Consider the following 19,564-nt stretch of genomic DNA (forward strand, 5'->3'; position numbering starts at 1 on the left):
CCGCGCTCGTCCGGGTGGGCCGCTACCTTGACCGGGCGGGCCGCTACTTGTCCGGGCGGACCACGCCGAGGATCTTCATCGAGCCCGCGCCCGCCAGCGTGACGTTGCGGCCGGGACGCGGGGCGTGCACGATCGTGCCGTCGCCGACGTACATCCCGACGTGGCTGGCGTCGGCGTGGTAGATGATCAGGTCGCCGGGGCGCATGTCCTGGATGTCGATGCGGGGCAGCAGCCGCCACTGCTCCTGCGAGGTGCGCGGGATCGGCCGCTTCGCCGCCAGCCAGGCCTGGGAGGTCAGACCGGAGCAGTCGTACGAACCGGGGCCCTCGGCCCCCCAGACGTACGGCTTGCCGATCTGCGCCGTCGCGAAGGCCACCGCCGCCGCTCCGGCCTCGCTCGCCTCGCCGCTCACGTCCTTGATCGCGCCGGAGGAGAGCCAGGCCGTCTGCGCCGCGTCGGCCGCGTCCTGCTCCAACTGGCGCAGCCGGTCGCGCTCCTTCTTCTCCAGCTGCGACTCGAGCTTCTCCGCCGCCTTGATCTGGGCGTTGATCTTCTTCTTCGCCTTGGCCTGCTTGACCCGGTTCGCTTCCAGCTTCTCCCAGTTGGCGCTGGCGTCCTGGGTGTAGGTCTCCAGGTCCTGCTGCGTCTGGTTCAGCTCGGCCAGCAGCGACTTGGAGGCCTGCTGGCCCTGGCGGACCTGGTTGATCCCGTCCAGGAAGAGCTTCGGGTCGTTGCTCAGGGCCAGTTGCGCGCCGGGCGGCAGGCCGCCGTTGCGGTACTGCTCGCGGGCCTGGGCGCCGGCCCGGTCCTTCAGCTCGGCGATGCGGGCCTGACCGTCGACGATCGCCTTGGCCAGCTTCACGATCTCGCCGGACTGCTTCTTCGTCTGCTCCTCGGCGAGGTTGTACGCGTCGGTCGCGGCGCCCGCTTTCCGGTACAGCGTCTCGATCTGCGCGCGGACCTTCTCCAGCTCCGCGTTGGAGTAGCGCTGCGGCGGGCCGCCCGGGGCGGCGGAGGACGAGGAGGGCGAGGGCTCCGGAACCGGGGCTGCCGAGGCCTGGCCCGTGGACGTCAGCAGGGCCAGCGCGCAGACCAGCGTGATGGCGGCCGTGGCGCAGTGGCGTCGGTTCACGGGCTCCCCCTCCGGGCGCACATCTGACTTACCGTCAGTAACTTTTCAACGACGTCGCGATCGTGCCACGTCGTCCTCCAAAGCAACAGAGGCCGGCGGCACCGGGCACGTCACACAGCGCTTGCACAGGACTACCCCGCCATCCCCCTCACAGGGACGAGCGATGCCCCCGCGGCGTTCCCGGTGCGGGCAATCTCCGCCCGGCCGACGAGAAGTCCGGCCACGCGCAGTACGGCTCTGTGTGGATCGGTCACGAGACGTTCGGGTACGTGCAGTTCAGTCACGAGAAGTTGAGGTACGTGCCGTTCGCGTGCGCGAAGTCCGGATACGTGTTCAGGTGCGCGTTCGGGGGCCGGCGCTCAGCGGCTGCCGGGGCGCAGCGCGTCCCACTCCACGGTGATCTCGCCCTGCCGCCAGCGCCGCACGCCGTCCGTCACCGGCCAGTCGGCCGCCACCGCCCGCACCGCCGCGATCCACCGCTGCCGCGCGCCCAGCGACGCGTACGGGGAGGCGGTGGCCCACGCCCGGTCGAAGTCCCGCAGGAACGCGTGCACCGGCTCGCCCGGCACATTGCGGTGGATCAGCGCCTTCGGCAGGCGTTCCGCCAGGTCGGAGGGGCGCTCCAGCGAGCCGAGCCGGGTCGCGAAGGTGACCGTGCGCGGCCCCTCGGGCCCCAGGGCCACCCAGACGTGCCGGCGGCCGATCTCGTCGCAGGTCCCCTCCACCAGGAGCCCGTCCGCGTCGAGCCGGGCACACAGCCGCCCCCAGACCTCGGCGACCTGGTCCTCGTCGTACTGGCGCAGCACGTTCGCCGCCCGGATGAGCAGGGGCCGCACCGCCAGAGGCACCTCGAAGCCCCCGTGCGCGAAGGTGAGCCCCGCACGCTCGTACGGCTTCGCCGCCGCGACCCGGTCCGGGTCGATCTCGATCCCCACCACGGCGGTGCGCGGCTCGGCGGTGCGCAGCCGGTCCAGCAGCTCGACCGCGGTCCACGGGGCGGCCCCGTACCCGAGATCGACGGCCACGGGCGTCCCGGCGCGGCGCAGGGAGGGTCCGTGCGCGTCGGCGATCCAGCGGTCCATGCGGCGCAGCCGGTTCGGGTTGGTGGTCCCGCGGGTGGTGGTGCCGATGGGGCGCTGGCGCATGGGTCGAGCGTAGGCGACGCGGCGGGGACACCCGCTCCCACCTGGGCCCCGCCGGCCGGGCGGGCACGCGGTGCGACGCGCCGCGCGGGTCGCGTAATGATTTGGCAAAGCGGAAATGAAAGACGGCATTCCACTGTTGCGGCCTTCGGAGGGACCTCACGCCCTTCCCCGCAGCATGCCCCTATCGAGGAGGACCGACGAGGTGAGCCAGTACGTCTCCCGGCTCGGCTCCACCCGGACGGCCGCGCGCCTGAGGTTCCCCGGAGGCTTCCCCGGGGCCTCCCGCAAGCCGCGCCGCATCGCGATGCTCTCCGTGCACACCTCCCCGCTCCACCAGCCCGGCACCGGCGACGCGGGCGGGATGAACGTCTACATCGTCGAACTGGCCAAGCGCCTCGCCGCGATCAACATCGAGGTCGAGATCTTCACCCGGGCGACCACCGGCTCCCTGGCCCCCGCGGTCGAGCTGGCCCCCGGCGTTCTGGTCCGGCACGTCGACGCCGGACCGTACGAGGGCCTCGCCAAGGAGGACCTGCCCGCCCAGCTCTGCGCCTTCACCCACGGTGTGATGCAGGCCTGGGCCGGCCAGCGCCCCGGCTACTACGACCTGGTGCACTCCCACTACTGGCTCTCCGGCCAGGTCGGCTGGCTCGCCGCGCAGCGCTGGGGCGTCCCGCTCGTGCACGCCATGCACACCATGGCCAAGGTCAAGAACGCCGCGCTCGCCGCGGGCGACACCCCCGAGCCGCCCGCCCGGGTCATCGGTGAGACCCAGATCGTGAACGCCTCCGACCGGCTGATCGCCAACACCGCCGAGGAGGCCGACGAACTCGTCCGCTTCTACGACGCCGACCCGGCCGCCGTCGCCGTCGTCCACCCCGGCGTCAACCTGGACCGCTTCCGCGCCGCCGACGGCCGCGCCGCCGCGCGCGCCCGGCTCGGTCTGCCGCAGGACGCGCTGATCCCGCTCTTCGCGGGCCGCATCCAGCCGCTGAAGGCCCCGGACGTGCTGCTGCGCGCGGTGGCCGTGCTGCTGGAGAGGGACCCGTCGCTGCGCTCGCGCATCGTGGTGCCGGTGGTCGGCGGGCCGAGCGGCAGCGGGCTCGCCAAGCCCGAGGGGCTCCAGAAGCTGGCCGCGCGCCTCGGTATCGCCGACGTCGTACGGTTCTGTCCGCCGGTGGGCCAGGATCTGCTGGCGGACTGGTTCCGGGCCGCGTCGGTGCTGGTCATGCCGTCGTACAGCGAGTCCTTCGGCCTGGTCGCCATCGAGGCGCAGGCGACCGGTACGCCGGTGGTCGCGGCGGCCGTGGGCGGGCTGCCCGTCGCGGTGCGCGACGAGGTCAGCGGCTTCCTGATACCCGGGCACGAGCCGGAGGCGTACGCCCGCGCGCTCGGGCGGTTCGCGGACGCGCCGGAGCTGGTCGACCGCATGGGGGCGGCCGCCGCGGCGCACGCCCAGTCCTTCGGCTGGGACACGGCCGCTTCGGCGACCGCCGACGTCTACACGGCGGCGCTCTGCGACCACCGCCGCCGCGCGAGGGCGCACCACGGCTGACCGCCCTGGGGTGCACCGCGCCCGACCGCCCTGGGGCGCACCGGGCCCGACCTCCGTGGGCGCGCCACGCCCGACCGCCCGGGGCCACCATGCACACCCGGGCCCCTCCTGCCGCCCGCGCCAGGCTGCCGTACGCTCGCTGCATGGCTGACGCACCCGACGAGACAGCAGCGGCCCAGGTCATCGAGGCGACGCTGAACGATGCCGGGCTCGCATGGGAGAGCCCGGAACGCGGCAACTACGTCGTGACCCTGCCGGGCACCCGCAAGCTGTCGACGACCTGTTCGCTGATCGTCGGCAAGCACTCCCTCTCCCTCAACGCGTTCGTCGTCCGGCACCCGGACGAGAACGACGCCGAGGTGCACCGCTGGCTGCTGGAGCGCAACCTCCGCCTGTTCGGCGTGAGTTACGCGATCGACTCGCTCGGCGACGTCTACCTGGTCGGCAAGCTCCCCCTGTCGGTGGTCACCGCCGATGAACTGGACCGGCTGTTCGGTGTGGTCCTCGAAGCGGCCGACGGGGCGTTCAACACCCTTCTGGAGCTGGGCTTCGCGAGCTCCATCCGCAAGGAGTACGCGTGGCGGGTGGCGCGCGGTGAGTCCACCCGGAACCTGGACGCGTTCCGCCATCTGACCCGGGGCGCGTCCGAGAGCTGACGCCCGACCCGGGGCGTACGGCGTCCGGGGCGGCGACGGGGCGAGGAGCGACCGACTCCCGTGACGTCCCTTCGTCCGCGGCGGGAGCCTCCGGGGCCTGGAGCCTCCTGCCCGCGTCCCGGAGAGGTTGCACAGCCGTTCCGCACCGTGCGTTCACAGGATGATCACAGCGGAATCACGATCACGGACGGGTGCTGCCCGACCGTCCTTCGCTCGCGGGTTCGATCGTAGAGTGTGGATCTCTGCGACGGCCCGTCCCAGGCGGCCTCGAAGTGTCGTGTGGAAGCAGGCCGGTTGCTCACCGAACCGGAGAGAAGAACCATGCGCGCCACTGCCGTACGACGTACCGCCCTCGCCGCCTCCGCGGCCGCCCTCACCCTCCTGGCCACCGCCTGCGGCGGTTCGTCCGACGCCGACGGCAAGGACGGCAAGGACGAGAAGGGCGCCGCGAGCGGGAGCAGTTCGGCACCCAAGGCCCCGGCCAAGGCGCTCACCGCCGCCGAGCTGGAGAAGGCCGCCCTCGCCCAGGGCGACGTCGAGGGCGCCAAGGTCACCAAGGCCGGCCCGGACGACGAGGTCCCGGCGGACGGCGTCAAGGTCGACAAGGAAGCCTGCCTGCCGGTCGCGCACGCCATGTTCGGCGTGGCCCAGGAGGGCGTGGTGGCCACCGCGAAGCGCAAGGTCATCGACGAGCCGAAGGCCGACGGCAAGAAGTCCCTGGAGGACGCGGCGAAGGGGGAGGGCGCCGACGCCTTCAAGGACGCCTTCAACCTGACGTCCACCTTCGTCGCGCTGCACTCCTACGACGGGACGGCCGGCCCGGACGCGATGGCCGCGCTGAAGAAGGCGGCGGCGGACTGCGCGGGCGGCTTCACCGCCACGGTCGCGGGGACGCCCACGAAGGTCGTCTCGATGACCGAGGAGAAGATCACCGGCGGCGACGAGGCCATGGCCTGGACGGTCACGTCCGAGGACGACGGCACCACCGCGCCCTTCAAGCTGGTGGCGCTGCGCAAGGAAGGCTCCGTCGCGACGTTCTTCGCCTTCAACCTGGCGGCGGCGGGCGGCAGCGACGTGACGTTCGAGGTGCCCGCGGAGGTCGTGGCGGCGCAGGACAAGAAGCTCGCCTGACGTGCGCTTGCGGCGCCCCTGTCCCGGTCCGCCACGGGGCAGGGGCGCCGCGTGCGTGGGGGATCAGGGCAGAGGGACGAGCCGGACGACGGTCACGGTCAGGACGGACCGGGAGACGTAGTAGAGGACGATGGCCCCGGCGACGGTCGCCTCACGCCGGTCCCGTTCGCTCTTGACGGCGGAGGAGGCGTGTCCGTACGGCTCCTCGCCGAGGGTGTGGACCATCGCGTCGCGGAAGGACTCGCCGCCGCGCATCTTGGCCAGGGTGTCGTCGGCGGGCGGTGCGTAGGAGATGCGGAAGCTCAAGCTACGCTCCGCCTCTCGGCCTCGTCCCGCGCCAGCCGGTCCAGGATCTTCTCGGCCTCGGGATCGGGGACGGCCTCCAGCATCCAGTGCCGCATGACGGCCTGGATCTCGTGCACCCCCGCTTCGTTGATCGCGAGGTCGAACTCCTCGCGTCTCTCCTCGGGGAGCGTCGCCCGGATGTCCGGGATGCTGTTGGGCACCTCGACCTCGGTACCGCCGACGAAGGTCTTCAGAGACTCACCCATGATCGCTCTCCTCGATCTCCTTGCCCCGGGGGATACCGCCGCGGACGGTGTGACGGCATGGGCTCACCGTAGTGCGTACGAGGGGTGCTCGGACCGCCCCGGCCGGGCACGGATCGGCCACGGATCAGGAACGGTCCGGTACTTCGGGCTCAGCCCCGCCCGAGCCTCGCCGCGACCCGGTCGCGCAGGATCGCGTACTCCTCCTGCAGCCGGGGCAGTTCGCCGGGCGGCCGGACGACGACTTCACCGCCCACGACGACCTCCTCGGGGCCGAACTGCTCCCGGGTCAGATCGATCTCGACGCCTATGCCCAGCCGGTTCCACCAGTGGAAGTCGGTGCGCACACCGCCGACATGGACCTCGCCCCGGATCAACTCGCCGCCGAGGAGGTCGTTCAGCACCATGGCCGTGACCCCGCACTGATCACGCGCCGGATTGTCCGGAGTCCAGCGGTCGCGGTACTCCGGGGTGCAGGTCTCGGCACTCCAACTGCTGCGCAGGGCCTGCTCGATGTCGGTGAGGAGGTGGATCGTCATGATGGGCATCGTGGCAGGGGGCACTGACAACGGGGCTGCGTCGGCGTGCGCCGTGGCGGGCCCCGGGAATTGCGTCGACAGAGATCTCGGGCCCCGGCACAGTGGTCGCCCGTGACGAGCAGCGAACTGTGGACCCGAGAGACCGCCGACCGCTACGACGCCGAGGAGGCCGAGAACTCCTCGCCCGCCGCCCTCGGACCGACCCTCGACTTCCTCGCCGAACTCGCCGGGGACGGCCGGGCCCTGGAGTTCGCCGTCGGCACCGGCCGTGTGGGCGTGCCCCTCCGGCGACGCGGCGTGCCGGTGACGGGCATCGAACTCTCCGAGCCGATGGCGGCGGTGCTCCGCCACAAGGTGGACGAGGAGACGCTCCCGGTGGTGATCGGGGACATGGCCACCACGGTCGTCCCCGGTGAATTCACCCTGGTCTACCTCGTCTACAACACCATCGGGAACCTGCTCACCCAGGACGAACAGGTCGCATGCTTCGAGAACGCGGCCCGCCATCTGGCCCCCGGCGGCCGGTTCGTCATCGAACTGACCGTACCGCCGCTGCGGTTCCTGCCGCCCGGCCAGGTCGCGGTGCCGTTCGACGTGTCCGAGCGGCACCTCGGCTTCGACACGTTCGACCTGGTCGGACAGACCCTCGTCTCGCACCACTTCACCCGTGACGGTGACGACGGCCGCTACCGCCGGGGCACCTGCCGTCAGCGCTACGCGTGGCCGGCCGAGCTGGACCTGATGGCCCGCATCGCGGGGCTGGAGCTGGAGAGCCGGGCCGGGGACTGGGACGGGACGCCGTTCACGGACGACTCCGCCAAGCACATCTCGGTGTGGCGCAAGCCTGCGGGAGGCCTCGGCCTCCCCGGCCCGGAGCACCGACGAGCCCCCTGCCGGTGGAGAATTCGCCAGGGCAGAGGGCAGAGGGCAGAGGGCAGAGGGCAGAGGGCAGAGGGCAGAGGGCAGAGGGCTCAAGGGATGAGCGAGGTGAGGTCCCACAGTGGACCCAGGCCGTGAAAATGCCCCCGCCCCGCGCCGTATGCGCAGGTCGGGGGCATGATCGCGAAAGTTACTTCTTCTTGCCCTGGTTCTTCACGGCCTCGATGGCGGCCTTCGCCGCGTCCGGGTCGAGGTACGTGCCGCCCGGCTTCAGCGGCTTGAAGTCGGCGTCGAGCTCGTAGGAGAGCGGGATGCCGGTCGGGATGTTGAGGCCCGCGATGTCCGCGTCCGAGATGCCGTCCAGGTGCTTCACCAGGGCGCGGAGGCTGTTGCCGTGCGCGGCGACCAGGACCGTGCGGCCCGTGAGGAGGTCCGGGACGATGCTGTCGAACCAGTACGGGAGCATGCGGACGACGACGTCCTTCAGGCACTCCGTGTCCGGGCGCAGCTCCGGGGGGAGCGTCGCGTAGCGCGGGTCGTCGAACTGGCTGTACTCGGCGTCGCGGGCCAGCGACGGCGGCGGGGTGTCGTACGAGCGGCGCCACAGCATGAACTGCTCCTCGCCGAACTCGGCGAGCGTCTGCGCCTTGTCCTTGCCCTGGAGCGCGCCGTAGTGGCGCTCGTTCAGGCGCCAGGAGCGGCGGACCGGGATCCAGAGGCGGTCGGCGGACTCCAGGGCGAGCTGCGCGGTGCGGATCGCGCGGCGCTGGAGGGAGGTGTGCAGGACGTCGGGGAGCAGACCGGCGTCCTTGAGCAGCTCACCGCCGCGGACTGCTTCCTTCTCGCCCTTCTCGGTGAGGTTGACGTCCACCCAGCCGGTGAACAGGTTCTTCGCGTTCCATTCGCTCTCGCCGTGGCGGAGGAGGATCAGCTTGTACGGTGCGTCGGCCATGAGCCCGAGCGTAATCGAACCCGTGCGACCCCCGCGCGCCCGCCCGTAACGCGGACAGCGCCGGGCCGCGGGCGCCGGGTCCGGTGCGCCCGCGGTGCGGACGATTGACGGGGGGCGTCAATCCAGTGGCGGGCGGGGAGCCCGGCTTCGTAATGTCTCGGACGGGGTCGGAGGTGTTACCCGAGAGCCCTGCCGCATACGGCTGCGTACGCACCCGCCGCATACGGATCTGCACCTGCCGCATCCGCATCCGTATCAGCAACCGCCTCCGCATCTGCTCCGCATCCGCATCCGCATCCGCATCCGTCCGAACGTCCCGTGGGGGGAATCCTTATGTCCGTCGCCGGTCTGCGCACCGCCGCCCGCGAGACCGTCTCCGGGATGCCCCGCGCGTTCTGGTGGCTGTGGACCAGCACCCTGGTCAACCGCCTCGGCGCGTTCGTCGCGACCTTCATGGCCCTGTACCTGACCCTGGACCGGGGCTACTCCGCCTCGTACGCCGGGCTCGTCGCCGCCCTCCACGGGCTCGGCGGGGTCATCTCCTCGCTCGGTGCGGGCGTGATGACCGACCGGCTCGGGCGGCGGCCCACCATGCTGATCGCCCAGACGTCCACCGCCGTGTCCGTGGCGGTGCTCGGGTTCATGCAGCACCCCTTCGCCATCGCCGCCGTGGCGTTCTTCGTCGGCATGGCGAGCAACGCGTCCCGGCCCGCCGTCCAGGCGATGATGGCGGACATCGTGCCCCCGAAGGACCGGGTCCGGGCCTTCTCGCTCAACTACTGGGCCATCAACCTCGGCTTCGCGATCTCCTCCGCCGGGGCCGGTTTCATCGCCGAGTACAGCTACCTCGCCGGCTTCCTCGGCGAGGCCCTGATGACCCTCGTCTGCGCGGTTCTCGTCTTCGTGAAGGTGCCGGAGTCGCGGCCCGAGGAAGCGGTGGCCGAGAGCGTCGGCGGCAAGCGGCCGAGGGACGAGGTGCGGCTGACCACCGTCCTGCGCGACGGGCGCTTCATGGGAGTGGTGGGGCTGTCGTTCCTGGTGGCGCTGATCTTCCAGCAGGGCTATGTGGGGCTGCCGGTGGCGATGGGCACGGACGGGCTCTCCAGCTCCGACTTCGGTACCGCCATCGCCGTCAACGGTGTGCTGATCGTGGCCCTCCAGATCCCCGTCACCCGCTTCATCCAGCACCGCGACCCGCGCCGGCTGCTGATCATCTCCTCGCTGCTCGCGGGGTACGGCTTCGGACTCACCGCCTTCGCGGGATCGGTCGCGGCGTACGCCCTCACCGTCTGCGTCTGGACCCTGGCCGAGATCGTGAACGCGCCCACCCAGACCGGCATCGTCGTCCAGCTGTCGCCCGCCCGGGGCCGGGGCCGCTACCAGGGCATGTACACGATGTCCTGGTCGGTGGCCGCGCTCGTCGCGCCGCTGATGTCCGGTTTCGTGATCGACCACTACGGCGCCGCGTGGCTCTGGGCCGCCTGCGCCGTCATCGGCACCGTCGCCGGACTCGGCTACTGGCTGCTGATGCGCAACCTGCCGCGCGCGGAGAACGCCGCGTCGGACGTCCTGCCCGAGCCCGCGCCCGTCCCCGCCGAGGCCCGCCCGGACCAGGCCGAACCGGAGGCCGCGCCCGCGGCGGCGGTCGAGCAAGCCCGCTGAACCGGCGGCGCGCGGAGCCCCCGGAGCCTGAGAACCAACAGCGTCCTCAAGCCGCTCCGGGGGCTCCGCGCGTTCGTGTCCGTACGGGATCCTGCCCGTACACGGCTGTACGGGTACGGGTCAGCCGCAGCAGCCGCCGCACTGGCACGGGGCGCCGGACTGGCACCCGCACCCGCAGCCCGACCCGCATCCGCAGGCGCCGAGCAGGGCTCGGTGCACCACTTCGGTCGGGGTCTCCTGCTGGGGTTCGGTCGTGGGGGAATCGGCCATGGTTCCTCCTCAGGGCATGCGGCTGGGCGGCGGACGCCGGTGCGCCGCCGCCGGGGACGTACGGCATGACCCATCGCTCACGGCCATGGCGCCGCCCCCGCCTCATTGCATGCCCATCCCGGCGGGCGCATCAACGGCGCACACGCGCAGGAACGTGAGTGCGACTCGCGTGCGCCGGTGAAGCGCCGGTGGTACGTCGCAGGCGTCCCGGTCCGTTCCGCGCGCCCTCGACCGTGCCCCGCCGGCAGCGCACAGTGGCTGCGCACCCGCGGCTACGCGCCCTCCACCGGGGCCGCCGCCTGGATCTCGTCCGCGTGCTCGCCCGTCACCAGGTAGACCACGCGCTTGGCGACCGACACGGCGTGGTCGGCGAAGCGCTCGTAGTAGCGGCCCAGCAGCGTCACGTCGACGGCCGTCTCGATGCCGTGCTTCCAGCGGTCGTCCATCAGGTGCTTGAAGAGCGTGCGGTGGAGCAGGTCCATCTCGTCGTCGTCCTGCTCCAGCTGGAGCGCCAGATCGACGTCCTTGGTGATGATGACCTCGGCCGCCTTGGCCATCAGGCGCTGGGCGAGCTGGCCCATCTCCAGAATCGTCGCGTGCAGGTCGTGCGGGACCGCCGACTGCGGGAAGCGCAGCCGGGCCAGCTTCGCCACGTGCTGGGCGAGGTCGCCGGAGCGCTCCAGATCGGCGCTCATCCGCAGCGAGGTCACCACGATGCGCAGGTCCGTCGCCACCGGCTGCTGCCGGGCCAGGAGCGCGATGGCGCGGGCCTCCAGGTCGTGCTGGAGGTCGTCGACCTTCTGGTCGCCGGCGATCACGTTCTCCGCCAGCGTCAGATCGGCGTCCAGCATGGACGTGGTCGCCCTGCCGATCGCCGAGCCGACCAGCCGGGCCATCTCGACCAGGCCTTCTCCGATCGAATCGAGTTCCTCGTGGTAAGCGTCGCGCATGGAAGTCCCTCTCCAGTTCCAACTGAGGCCGGGGTCTCGGACCGACCCCCACGGTGCCACGGTGGGGGTGGAACGCGTCCGGATCCGTCCCCCTAAGTGAACCGGCTCCTACCCCTCGGTGAACTCTGGGCGACGAGTGTTCGAGATGGCACTCGGACGGCTGGGAGTGACTCGTCGCACCCGCATAACCTTGAAGCATGGACGTGAACGCGGCGGTCGCCGCAGCTGCTGCGATTGCCGGTCTCCTGACCGGTGTGATCGCCATGCTGGCGTTCCGCTGGAGCGAGCGCGACCTGAAACGGCCCACGCGCACGTCGCTGCGGCCCGACAGCAACGCCGCTCTTCCCCCCGGAGTGGACACCGTCCTCTCCGTCCTCAGCTCCTCGGCCGTCGTCCTCGACGAGAGCGACGGCGTGGTCAAGGCCAGCTCGGCGGCGTACGCCCTGGGCCTCGTGCGCGGTGGCCGGCTGGCCGTCGAACCGATGCTCAACATGGCCCGGGACACCCGGCGGGACGGCGAGATACGACAGGTCGAGCTGGATCTGCCCCGGCGCGGTACGGGCCGGGGGGACACCCTCGCCGTCTCCGCCCGGGTCGCCCCGCTCGGCTCGCGGCTGGTGCTGCTGCTGGTGGAGGACCTCACCGAGGCCCGCCGGATAGAGGCGGTACGGCGCGACTTCGTCGCCAACGTCAGCCACGAGCTCAAGACCCCGACCGGAGCGCTCTCCCTGCTCTCCGAGGCGGTCATGGACGCCTCCGACGACCCGGAAGCGGTGGAGCGGTTCGCCGGGCGGATGCAGATCGAGGCGACCCGGCTCACCAACCTCGTCCAGGAGCTCATCGACCTCTCCCGGGTGCAGAACGACGACCCGCTGGAGGACGCCGAGCCGGTCAAGGTGGAGACCCTGGTCGCCGAGGCGATCGACCGCTGCCGCCAGCAGGCCGGCTCCAAGCAGATCACCATGGCCTCCGCGGGCGCCGAGGGCCTCACGGTCTGGGGCAACCGCGGCCAGCTCGTCGGCGCGCTCGGCAATCTCGTCGAGAACGCCGTCAACTACAGCCCCGCCCACACCCGCGTCGGCATCGCCGCACGCCGGCTCGCCTCGCCCGGCGGGGACCTCATCGAGATAGCCGTCACCGACCAGGGCATCGGCATCTCCGAGAAGGACCGTGAACGGGTCTTCGAACGTTTCTACCGCGTCGACCCGGCCCGCTCACGGGCCACCGGTGGCACCGGTCTCGGCCTCGCCATCGTCAAGCACGTGGCCGCCTCGCACGGCGGGGAGGTCACCGTCTGGAGCTCCGAGGGACAGGGCTCCACCTTCACCCTCAGGCTGCCCGAAACGGGTGTCACGAGGGAGCGCACCACCGGCGGACCGCTTATCGTCAACGGCGACGACGAGGGGCCGTACGAGACCGACACCTTTGACCCCTTCCCTGCCCCGGAGGCTCTTCCGTGACCCGAGTGCTTGTCGTCGAGGATGAGGAATCCTTCAGCGACGCCCTGTCCTACATGCTGCGCAAGGAAGGTTTCGAGGTCGCCATCGCGGCGACCGGCCCCGACGGGCTGGACGAGTTCGAGCGCAACGGCGCCGATCTGGTCCTCCTCGACCTGATGCTCCCCGGCCTGCCCGGCACCGAGGTGTGCCGCCAGCTCCGCAGCCGCTCCAACGTCCCGGTGATCATGGTCACCGCCAAGGACAGCGAGATCGACAAGGTCGTCGGGCTGGAGATAGGAGCCGACGACTACGTCACCAAGCCCTTCTCCTCCCGCGAGCTCGTCGCCCGTATCCGGGCCGTCCTGCGCCGCCGCGGGGAGCCGGAGGAGGTCACTCCGGCCGCTCTGGAGGCGGGCCCGGTCCGGATGGACGTCGACCGGCACGTCGTCACGGTCTCCGGCGGCAAGGTCGACCTCCCGCTCAAGGAGTTCGACCTCCTGGAGATGCTCCTGCGCAACGCCGGCCGGGTGCTCACCCGCATGCAGCTCATCGACCGGGTCTGGGGCGCCGACTACGTCGGCGACACCAAGACCCTCGACGTCCACGTCAAGCGCCTGCGCGCCAAGATCGAGCCCGACCCGGGCGCCCCGCGCTACCTCGTCACCGTGCGGGGCCTGGGGTACAAGTTCGAGCCGTAGACCGCGGGCCGCACGGTTCGGCGGTCCTGTGTACGCCGTAGGGGGGCTTCCCGGCCGGGAAGCCCCCCTACGACGTACATCTGGCGCGTGGCGGGCGAAGGCCCTCTCACGCGGGCTCCGGTCGCCGGAGCGGACGCCCCCGCTCATGGGGCGGTCCCCCGGCGCGGGTGACGGCGGGCGTCAGTGGGCCGCGGGCACCGAGGCGGCGTCGCCCGTGCTCTGCGTGTCCGTACCGCCCTGGCCGGCGGCGCCCTCGGCGTCCGTGCCGTCCGCGGGGGTGCCGGGCGTCCCGCCCTCGCCCGCGCCGGGGTTCTCCGCCTCGCCGGACGCGCTGCCGGACGGCGACGGGCTCGGCTCCTGGGAGGGGGCCTCGGCCCGCGGGCTGGGACCGAAGTCCTTGAAGTAGCCCTCGGCCGGGAAGACGCTCGCGCCGAGGCCGACGTCGCCGGTCCGGCTGAGCTTGAAGACGACCTGCTGGACGTCGCCGTCGCGCGCGGCCTCGCCGCTGTTCTCGATCACGGCGGCGGCGTTGCCCTTGCCGCCGATGATGACCCGACCGCCGGCCGGGACCACGATGGGGCCCTTGCCGTCGGCGGCCTGGAGCTTCACCTCGACGTCGCTGCCGGGCAGCGTGATCGCCTCCAGCACCTCGCGCTCGGTGCCGTCGTTGAACAGCGTCGCGGCGACGACGGCGGGGCCGTCCGCGCCGGCGCCGGGCTGCGTGATCACGTTGACGTTCTGGACCTTGATGTCCCCCACCGAGGTGGCCGGGTTGTCCGGCCGGATCTTCAGCGTCTCGGCGTTGTTGCCCGCCCCGCAGGCGGACAGGGCGAAGATCGAGAGCGCGGTGGCGGTGGCGGCGAGAGCGCCGTGTCGAAGGCTGCGGCTCACGGCGGCGGCAACTCCTTGAACGTTCGGACTGCGGACTTCGGACGTCGGGCTTCGAGCGGTGGTGTAAAGCCGCCCTAAGGGTGTGTCAGCGGCATCAGGCTACCGAGCCACCGCGCCCGCCCTGCACCCGACCCGCCTCTAGAGGGTGTCCCGTCGGCCGGGCGTGGGTCCGATCGTCGGCCGCGGGCGGGTCCGGGCCGCCGCAGGGGTGTTCTACCGGCCGGTAGGTCACGTGCCGTTCACATAATCCGCCTGATCAATTCTTCCGGGCGTCCCGCCGCTTCTTCGCGCTTTTCCGCCGCGCGGCTTCTTCGTCTTCGCGTTCCGGTTCGGCTTCCGGCGGAAAGTGCCCCGCGGCGCGTGGCTTGATCAAATTCATTGCGGGCGGGCGGTTACGGCCGTACGGGTGAGCGATCACCGAACGGAGTAGGGAATGATCGCCACTCCGAAACCGACAAAACGGGACTTTCGCCCTCTTCTGCAGGGCTTCCGGGCCGTGTGACGCGGATGTTTCACCCCGGGCGTACAGCGGCTCCGACCTGCGAATACCGTCCTCCGGATGCCTTCCGCAGCACGTTCCTGTTGCTGTTGTCAAGCCCCGAGATATGCCCTGACCTGCGAAAACGTCATTCAGGAGAGTCGATTCTCGTGTTACTCTGGATAGCCACGGAAGGGGTACCTGTCACATGACGTTCAAGGTTGGCGACACCGTGGTCTATCCCCATCACGGGGCCGCGCTGATCGAGGCTATCGAAACTCGCCAGATCAAAGGCGTGGACAAGACCTACTTGGTGCTCAAGGTCGCCCAGGGCGACTTGACGGTTCGTGTGCCGGCGGACAATGCGGAGTTCGTAGGCGTGCGCGACGTGGTCGGGCAGGACGGGCTGGACCGGGTCTTCGAGGTGCTGCGCGCGCCGTACGCCGAAGAGCCGACGAACTGGTCCCGGCGTTACAAGGCAAATCTCGAGAAGCTCGCCTCCGGCGATGTCATCAAGGTCGCGGAAGTCGTCCGTGACCTGTGGCGTCGGGAGCGCGAGCGCGGTCTCTCCGCCGGAGAGAAGCGCATGCTCGCCAAGGCCCGCCAGATCCTGGTGAGCGAGCTCGCCCTCGCGGAGAACACGAACGAGGACAAGGCCGAGGCCCTGCTCGACGAGGTCCTCGCGTCCTGAAACCGGATCACGCCGGTCGTATGAATATGCTGCGGTGCCCGCTGACCAGTCGTCTTCACGCTGTGTCGCCGGGCGCTGCGGCATGTTCGGACCCGTACCCGCACATCCCGAATCCGTGACCCACGCGCATCCGTGTGGACGGGGCCGTCGAGCACAGGTGGCCCCGTTGCTGTGTGAGCCCGGTGCGACCTGCGCTCGACCGGGTGAGTGATCACGGAAGGGGCCCGGTGCGAGTCAGGGCGTCGTGCCCGGCTCGCTGGGCCCCTACCCATGTCGGTCGTGGAAACAAACCTGCCGGACCTTCGGACCTTCCGTCCGGCCCCCGAACCCTCGGATCCCTCGGACCTTCGGAGTGCAACCGATGCCATCGACGCCACCCCCGGCCGGCCGGCCGCGCCCTCCCCGTACCGCCGCGGTGATCCCCGCGGCCGGGCGGGGCGTGCGGCTCGGTCCGGGCGCGCCCAAGGCCCTCCGGGCGCTCGGCGGGACGCCCATGCTGATTCACGCCGTCCGCGCCATGGCCGCGTCCCGCGCCGTCTCGCTCGTCGTGGTCGTCGCCCCGCCGGACGGCGCGCCCGAGGTGAAGCACCTCCTCGACGAGCACGCGCTGCCCGAGCGCACCGACTACCTGGTGGTGCCGGGCGGGGAGACCCGCCAGGAGTCCGTCCGCCTGGGTCTCGAAGCGCTGCCCGAGGACGTCGCCGTGGTCCTGGTCCACGACGCCGCCCGCCCGCTGGTGCCGGTCGACACGGTCGACGCCGTCGCCGCCGCCGTACGGGACGGGGCGCCCGCCGTCGTCCCCGCGCTGCCGCTCGCGGACACCGTCAAGGAGGTCGAGCCCGCCGCCACCCCCGGGGAGCCGGAGCCGGTGCTCGCCACCCCCGTCCGGGCCAGGCTGCGCGCGGTGCAGACACCGCAGGGCTTCGACCGGGACACGCTGGAGCGCGCCCACGGCGAGGTCGCGGTCGACGGCGAGGGCGCCACGGACGACGCGGGCATGGTGGAACGCCTCGGGCGGCCCGTGGTCGTCGTCCCCGGCCACGAGGAGGCGTTCAAGGTGACCCGGCCGCTCGATCTGGTGCTGGCCGAAGCGGTACTCGCCCGCAGGAGGGCCAACGATGGATTCTGACGTCTCCCGAGCGGTGCCCGCCCCGGTCATCCCGCTGGTCGGCATCGGCACTGACATCCACGCCTTCGAGGAGGGCCGCGAGCTGTGGTGCGCGGGCCTGAAGTGGGAGGGCGAGGGCCCCGGCCTGGCCGGCCACTCGGACGCCGACGTCGTCGCGCACGCCGCCTGCAACGCGCTCTTCTCCGCCGCCGGCCTGGGCGACCTCGGGCAGCACTTCGGCACGGGGCGCCCCGAGTGGTCCGGGGCCGCGGGCATCACGCTGCTCACCGAGGCCGCCCGCATCGTCCGTGCCGAGGGCTTCGAGATCGGGAACGTCGCCGTCCAGGTCGTCGGTCTCCGCCCGAAGATCGGCAAGCGGCGCGAGGAGGCGCAGAAGGTGCTGTCGGCCGCCGTGGGCGCCCCGGTCTCGCTGTCCGCCGCCACGTCCGACGGACTCGGCTTCACCGGCCGCGGCGAGGGCATCGCCGGCATCGCGACCGCCCTGGTCTACCGCACCCGCCGGTAGGGCCCGTCCGGCGGATCGGGGCCGGACAAGCCCCGGGGGCGTCCCCCGGGCCCCGCGGGCCGGGGCGCCCGCCGCGTCGTTCACCCTTACGGCCGGACGCGGCGGGATGGAAGCGGGACCGGGCGCGGTTGCCGGGTAGGAGCAGCATCGGAACACCGGACCGGTCCCGACGGACCGCAGCGCACAGGAGGACGTACGTATGACCGCCGCACTCTCCGCCGACCTCAAGAACCTGCTCGACACCCCCGTGTTCGTCAACATCGCCACCATCCAGCCCGACGGCAGCCCCCAGGTCTCCCCGGTCTGGGTCAAGCGCGACGGCGACGACGTCCTCATCTCCACCACCGTCGGCCGCCGCAAGGAGAAGAACCTCCGCCGCGACCCGCGCGTCACCGTGGTCGTCCAGCCCTTCGACGCCCCGTACAGCTACGCCGAGATCCGCGGCGAGGCGACGCTGACGACGGAGGGCGGGCAGGAGCTGATCGACGAGCTCTCGGTGAAGTACACCGGCAAGCCGTACGCGGAGTTCAACCCGAACTCCGGCGCCGACGACCCCCGCGTGGTCGTCCGGATCTCGCCGCGCAAGGTCGTCGGCAGCATCTGAGGCCGTACGAGGGGGAGCCCCGGCGCTCCTGGGGGCTCCCCGGGAACTGCCCTGGGCCTCCCGGGACTTCCCGGGACGGGCCCCGGGGCCTCCCGGGTGGCCGGAAAACGCTCTTCGGGCTGTCCGGAACCATCCCGGTACCAGAAAGTTGTCCCCGCGATCCCCAAGGGTCGCGGGGCACTGGTGTCGGCCTACTACCCTTGAGGCGTGACTATTCGCCTGCACGACACCAGCGCCCGGCAGATCCGTGATTTCGTCCCGCTCACCGCGGGCTGTGTCTCGATCTACCTGTGCGGCGCCACCGTCCAGGCGGCACCGCACATCGGCCACATCCGCTCGGGCCTGAACTTCGACATCATGCGCCGCTGGTTCACCTACCGCGGCTACGACGTCACGTTCATCCGGAACGTCACCGACATCGACGACAAGATCATCGCGAAGTCCGCCGAACAGGGCCGCCCGTGGTGGTCGATCGGCTACGAGAACGAGCGCGCGTTCAACGACGGCTACGAGGTGCTCGGCTGCCTGCCGCCCACCTACGAGCCCCGCGCCACCGGCCACATCCCCGAGATGATCGAGATGATGCGCGGCCTGATCGAGCGCGGCCACGCCTACGAGGCCGACGGCAACGTCTACTTCGACGTGCGCTCCCTCCCCGGCTACCTGGAGCTCTCCAACCAGGAGCTGGACGATCTGCGCCAGCCCTCCGGCGAGGGCGAGACCGGCAAGCGCGACCCGCGCGACTTCGCCATGTGGAAGGCCGTGAAGCCGGGCGAGCCCAGCTGGGAGACCCCGTGGGGCCGCGGCCGGCCCGGCTGGCACCTGGAGTGCTCCGCGATGGCCCACAAGTACCTGGGCTCCGCGTTCGACATCCACGGCGGCGGCATCGACCTGATCTTCCCGCACCACGAGAACGAGATCGCCCAGGCCAAGGCGTACGGCGACGCGTTCGCCAACTACTGGGTGCACAACGGCTGGGTCACCCTGGCCGGCGAGAAGATGTCCAAGTCGCTGGGCAACTCCGTCCTCGTCAGCGAGATGGTCAAGCACTGGCGCCCCATCGTCCTGCGCTACTACCTCGGCACCCCGCACTACCGGTCGATGATCGAGTACAGCGAGGAGGCCCTGCGCGAGGCGGAGTCCGCGTTCGCCCGGATCGAGGGCTTCATCCAGCGCGCCGGCGAGATGGCGGGGGAGACCGTCGACCCCGCCGCCGAGGTGCCGCCCGCCTTCGCCGAGGCGATGGACGAGGACCTGGGCGTCCCGCAGGCGCTGGCGATCATCCACACCACCGTCCGCCAGGGCAACAGCGCACTGGCCGCCGACGACAAGGAAGCCGTCGCGGCCCGCCTCGCCGAGGTCCGGGCCATGCTCGGCGTCCTCGGCCTGGACCCGCTGGACCCGCAGTGGGCGGGCGGGGGCGACCGGGGCGAGGACCTGCACGGCGTCGTCGACACCCTCGTGCGCCTCGTCCTCGACCAGCGGCAGTCGGCCCGCGCCCGCAAGGACTGGGCCGCCGCCGACGCCATCCGCGACCAGCTGGGTCAGTCCGGCCTCGTCATCGAGGACAGCCCCACCGGTCCCCGGTGGACGCTGGGACCGGGCTGAGCGCACCCTCCGAGCAGGGCAATGGTGCCGCCCGGCGATCCGGGCGGCACACTGATGAGACGTACACGGTCCACATCCGCATGCGGACCGCAGAATGACAGG

Annotated in this window: 19 protein-coding genes and 1 pseudogene; 12 read left to right on the forward strand and 8 right to left on the reverse strand. The window is 71.6% G+C overall.

The window, feature by feature from the left end; genetic code table 11:
* Positions 1-43: 43 nt before the first annotated feature.
* Complete coding sequence (locus tag KME66_RS18415) at positions 44-1,132, reverse strand: C40 family peptidase (protein ID WP_216323845.1); 1,089 nt, start codon at positions 1,130-1,132, stop codon at positions 44-46.
* Positions 1,133-1,491: 359 nt separating this feature from the next.
* A complete protein-coding gene (locus KME66_RS18420) occupies positions 1,492-2,277 on the reverse strand; it encodes a class I SAM-dependent methyltransferase (protein ID WP_216323848.1) in 786 nt (261 codons plus the stop codon).
* A gap of 202 nt (positions 2,278-2,479) precedes the next feature.
* Here KME66_RS18420 and mshA point away from each other — a divergent pair, with 202 nt between their 5' ends.
* The 3 genes from mshA to KME66_RS18435 all read left to right on the forward strand — a co-directional run bounded on the left by mshA (position 2,480) and on the right by KME66_RS18435 (position 5,619).
* Positions 2,480-3,832 (forward strand): D-inositol-3-phosphate glycosyltransferase, encoded by a 1,353-nt coding sequence (gene mshA, locus KME66_RS18425; protein ID WP_073226095.1) that lies wholly within the window; start codon positions 2,480-2,482, stop codon positions 3,830-3,832.
* Positions 3,833-3,975: 143 nt separating this feature from the next.
* Complete coding sequence (locus KME66_RS18430; protein WP_216323851.1) at positions 3,976-4,488, forward strand: YbjN domain-containing protein; 513 nt, start codon at positions 3,976-3,978, stop codon at positions 4,486-4,488.
* Positions 4,489-4,809: 321 nt separating this feature from the next.
* Complete coding sequence (locus tag KME66_RS18435) at positions 4,810-5,619, forward strand: hypothetical protein (RefSeq protein WP_216323856.1); 810 nt, start codon at positions 4,810-4,812, stop codon at positions 5,617-5,619.
* Positions 5,620-5,682: 63 nt separating this feature from the next.
* Here KME66_RS18435 and KME66_RS18440 read toward each other — a convergent pair whose 3' ends face one another.
* The 3 genes from KME66_RS18440 to KME66_RS18450 form a co-directional block, all read right to left on the reverse strand.
* A complete protein-coding gene (locus tag KME66_RS18440; RefSeq protein WP_073226085.1) occupies positions 5,683-5,925 on the reverse strand; it encodes a hypothetical protein in 243 nt (80 codons plus the stop codon).
* On the reverse strand, positions 5,922-6,170 hold the full coding sequence (locus tag KME66_RS18445) for a hypothetical protein (RefSeq protein WP_010063563.1): 249 nt from the start codon (positions 6,168-6,170) through the stop codon (positions 5,922-5,924). The genes KME66_RS18440 and KME66_RS18445 overlap by 4 nt, the downstream gene beginning before the upstream one ends.
* A 149-nt stretch (positions 6,171-6,319) precedes the next feature.
* Positions 6,320-6,706: a hypothetical protein gene (locus KME66_RS18450; RefSeq protein WP_216323859.1), complete on the reverse strand. Its 387-nt coding sequence runs from the start codon at positions 6,704-6,706 to the stop codon at positions 6,320-6,322.
* A gap of 111 nt (positions 6,707-6,817) precedes the next feature.
* Here KME66_RS18450 and KME66_RS18455 point away from each other — a divergent pair.
* Positions 6,818-7,552, forward strand: a pseudogene (locus KME66_RS18455) (class I SAM-dependent methyltransferase); the annotation flags it as partial.
* A gap of 223 nt (positions 7,553-7,775) precedes the next feature.
* Here KME66_RS18455 and KME66_RS18460 read toward each other — a convergent pair.
* The gene (locus KME66_RS18460; protein WP_216323862.1) at positions 7,776-8,537 is read right to left on the reverse strand and encodes a phosphoglyceromutase; all 762 of its coding nucleotides are present in this window, start codon (positions 8,535-8,537) and stop codon (positions 7,776-7,778) included.
* Between the two features lie 333 nt (positions 8,538-8,870).
* Between KME66_RS18460 and KME66_RS18465 the strand changes: the two genes are divergently transcribed.
* Entirely contained in the window at positions 8,871-10,199 is a 1,329-nt protein-coding gene (locus KME66_RS18465; protein WP_216323864.1) for an MFS transporter, read from the forward strand.
* 542 nt (positions 10,200-10,741) lie between these two features.
* Here the strand turns inward: KME66_RS18465 and phoU are convergent.
* Positions 10,742-11,419, reverse strand: coding sequence for a phosphate signaling complex protein PhoU (gene phoU, locus KME66_RS18470; protein ID WP_073226069.1), 678 nt, complete (start codon positions 11,417-11,419; stop codon positions 10,742-10,744).
* A gap of 197 nt (positions 11,420-11,616) precedes the next feature.
* On the opposite strand from phoU, the gene KME66_RS18475 reads away from it, so the two are divergent.
* Together KME66_RS18475 and KME66_RS18480 are read left to right on the forward strand one after the other, a co-directional pair.
* Positions 11,617-12,879, forward strand: coding sequence for an ATP-binding protein (locus KME66_RS18475; RefSeq protein WP_073226064.1), 1,263 nt, complete (start codon positions 11,617-11,619; stop codon positions 12,877-12,879).
* Entirely contained in the window at positions 12,876-13,556 is a 681-nt protein-coding gene (locus tag KME66_RS18480; RefSeq protein ID WP_003968183.1) for a response regulator transcription factor, read from the forward strand. Before KME66_RS18475 ends, KME66_RS18480 begins: the two co-directional genes overlap by 4 nt.
* Positions 13,557-13,736: 180 nt before the next feature.
* Here KME66_RS18480 and KME66_RS18485 read toward each other — a convergent pair whose 3' ends face one another.
* Positions 13,737-14,447 (reverse strand): DUF461 domain-containing protein, encoded by a 711-nt coding sequence (locus KME66_RS18485; protein ID WP_216323868.1) that lies wholly within the window; start codon positions 14,445-14,447, stop codon positions 13,737-13,739.
* Between the two features lie 686 nt (positions 14,448-15,133).
* Here KME66_RS18485 and KME66_RS18490 point away from each other — a divergent pair.
* The 5 genes from KME66_RS18490 to cysS all read left to right on the forward strand — a co-directional run bounded on the left by KME66_RS18490 (position 15,134) and on the right by cysS (position 19,462).
* Positions 15,134-15,616 (forward strand): CarD family transcriptional regulator, encoded by a 483-nt coding sequence (locus KME66_RS18490; protein WP_003953493.1) that lies wholly within the window; start codon positions 15,134-15,136, stop codon positions 15,614-15,616.
* Positions 15,617-15,977: 361 nt separating this feature from the next.
* Positions 15,978-16,745: a 2-C-methyl-D-erythritol 4-phosphate cytidylyltransferase gene (ispD, locus tag KME66_RS18495; protein WP_073226057.1), complete on the forward strand. Its 768-nt coding sequence runs from the start codon at positions 15,978-15,980 to the stop codon at positions 16,743-16,745.
* Positions 16,735-17,250, forward strand: a complete 516-nt coding sequence (ispF, locus tag KME66_RS18500) for a 2-C-methyl-D-erythritol 2,4-cyclodiphosphate synthase (RefSeq protein WP_216323871.1) — start codon at positions 16,735-16,737, stop codon at positions 17,248-17,250. The genes ispD and ispF overlap by 11 nt, the downstream gene beginning before the upstream one ends.
* 199 nt (positions 17,251-17,449) lie before the next feature.
* Positions 17,450-17,854, forward strand: coding sequence for a PPOX class F420-dependent oxidoreductase (locus tag KME66_RS18505; RefSeq protein WP_073226048.1), 405 nt, complete (start codon positions 17,450-17,452; stop codon positions 17,852-17,854).
* Between the two features lie 207 nt (positions 17,855-18,061).
* On the forward strand, positions 18,062-19,462 hold the full coding sequence (gene cysS, locus KME66_RS18510) for a cysteine--tRNA ligase (RefSeq protein WP_216323875.1): 1,401 nt from the start codon (positions 18,062-18,064) through the stop codon (positions 19,460-19,462).
* Positions 19,463-19,564 lie beyond the last annotated feature (102 nt).

The sequence above is a fragment of the Streptomyces sp. YPW6 genome, assembly GCF_018866325.1.
Classification (GTDB): Bacteria; Actinomycetota; Actinomycetes; order Streptomycetales; family Streptomycetaceae; genus Streptomyces.

Excerpts from the sequence above, each read along its gene's own strand:
- KME66_RS18505 (WP_073226048.1), top strand. The coding sequence starts at position 17,450 with ATGACCGCCGCACTCTCCGCCGACCTCAAGAACCTGCTCGACACCCCC.
- KME66_RS18460 (WP_216323862.1), bottom strand. The coding sequence starts at position 8,537 with ATGGCCGACGCACCGTACAAGCTGATCCTCCTCCGCCACGGCGAGAGC.
- KME66_RS18475 (WP_073226064.1), top strand. The coding sequence starts at position 11,617 with ATGGACGTGAACGCGGCGGTCGCCGCAGCTGCTGCGATTGCCGGTCTC.
- ispD (WP_073226057.1), top strand. The coding sequence starts at position 15,978 with ATGCCATCGACGCCACCCCCGGCCGGCCGGCCGCGCCCTCCCCGTACC.
- KME66_RS18435 (WP_216323856.1), top strand. The coding sequence starts at position 4,810 with ATGCGCGCCACTGCCGTACGACGTACCGCCCTCGCCGCCTCCGCGGCC.
- phoU (WP_073226069.1), bottom strand. The coding sequence starts at position 11,419 with ATGCGCGACGCTTACCACGAGGAACTCGATTCGATCGGAGAAGGCCTG.
- KME66_RS18420 (WP_216323848.1), bottom strand. The coding sequence starts at position 2,277 with ATGCGCCAGCGCCCCATCGGCACCACCACCCGCGGGACCACCAACCCG.
- KME66_RS18450 (WP_216323859.1), bottom strand. The coding sequence starts at position 6,706 with ATGACGATCCACCTCCTCACCGACATCGAGCAGGCCCTGCGCAGCAGT.
- KME66_RS18430 (WP_216323851.1), top strand. The coding sequence starts at position 3,976 with ATGGCTGACGCACCCGACGAGACAGCAGCGGCCCAGGTCATCGAGGCG.
- KME66_RS18490 (WP_003953493.1), top strand. The coding sequence starts at position 15,134 with ATGACGTTCAAGGTTGGCGACACCGTGGTCTATCCCCATCACGGGGCC.
- ispF (WP_216323871.1), top strand. The coding sequence starts at position 16,735 with ATGGATTCTGACGTCTCCCGAGCGGTGCCCGCCCCGGTCATCCCGCTG.
- KME66_RS18465 (WP_216323864.1), top strand. The coding sequence starts at position 8,871 with ATGTCCGTCGCCGGTCTGCGCACCGCCGCCCGCGAGACCGTCTCCGGG.
- KME66_RS18445 (WP_010063563.1), bottom strand. The coding sequence starts at position 6,170 with ATGGGTGAGTCTCTGAAGACCTTCGTCGGCGGTACCGAGGTCGAGGTG.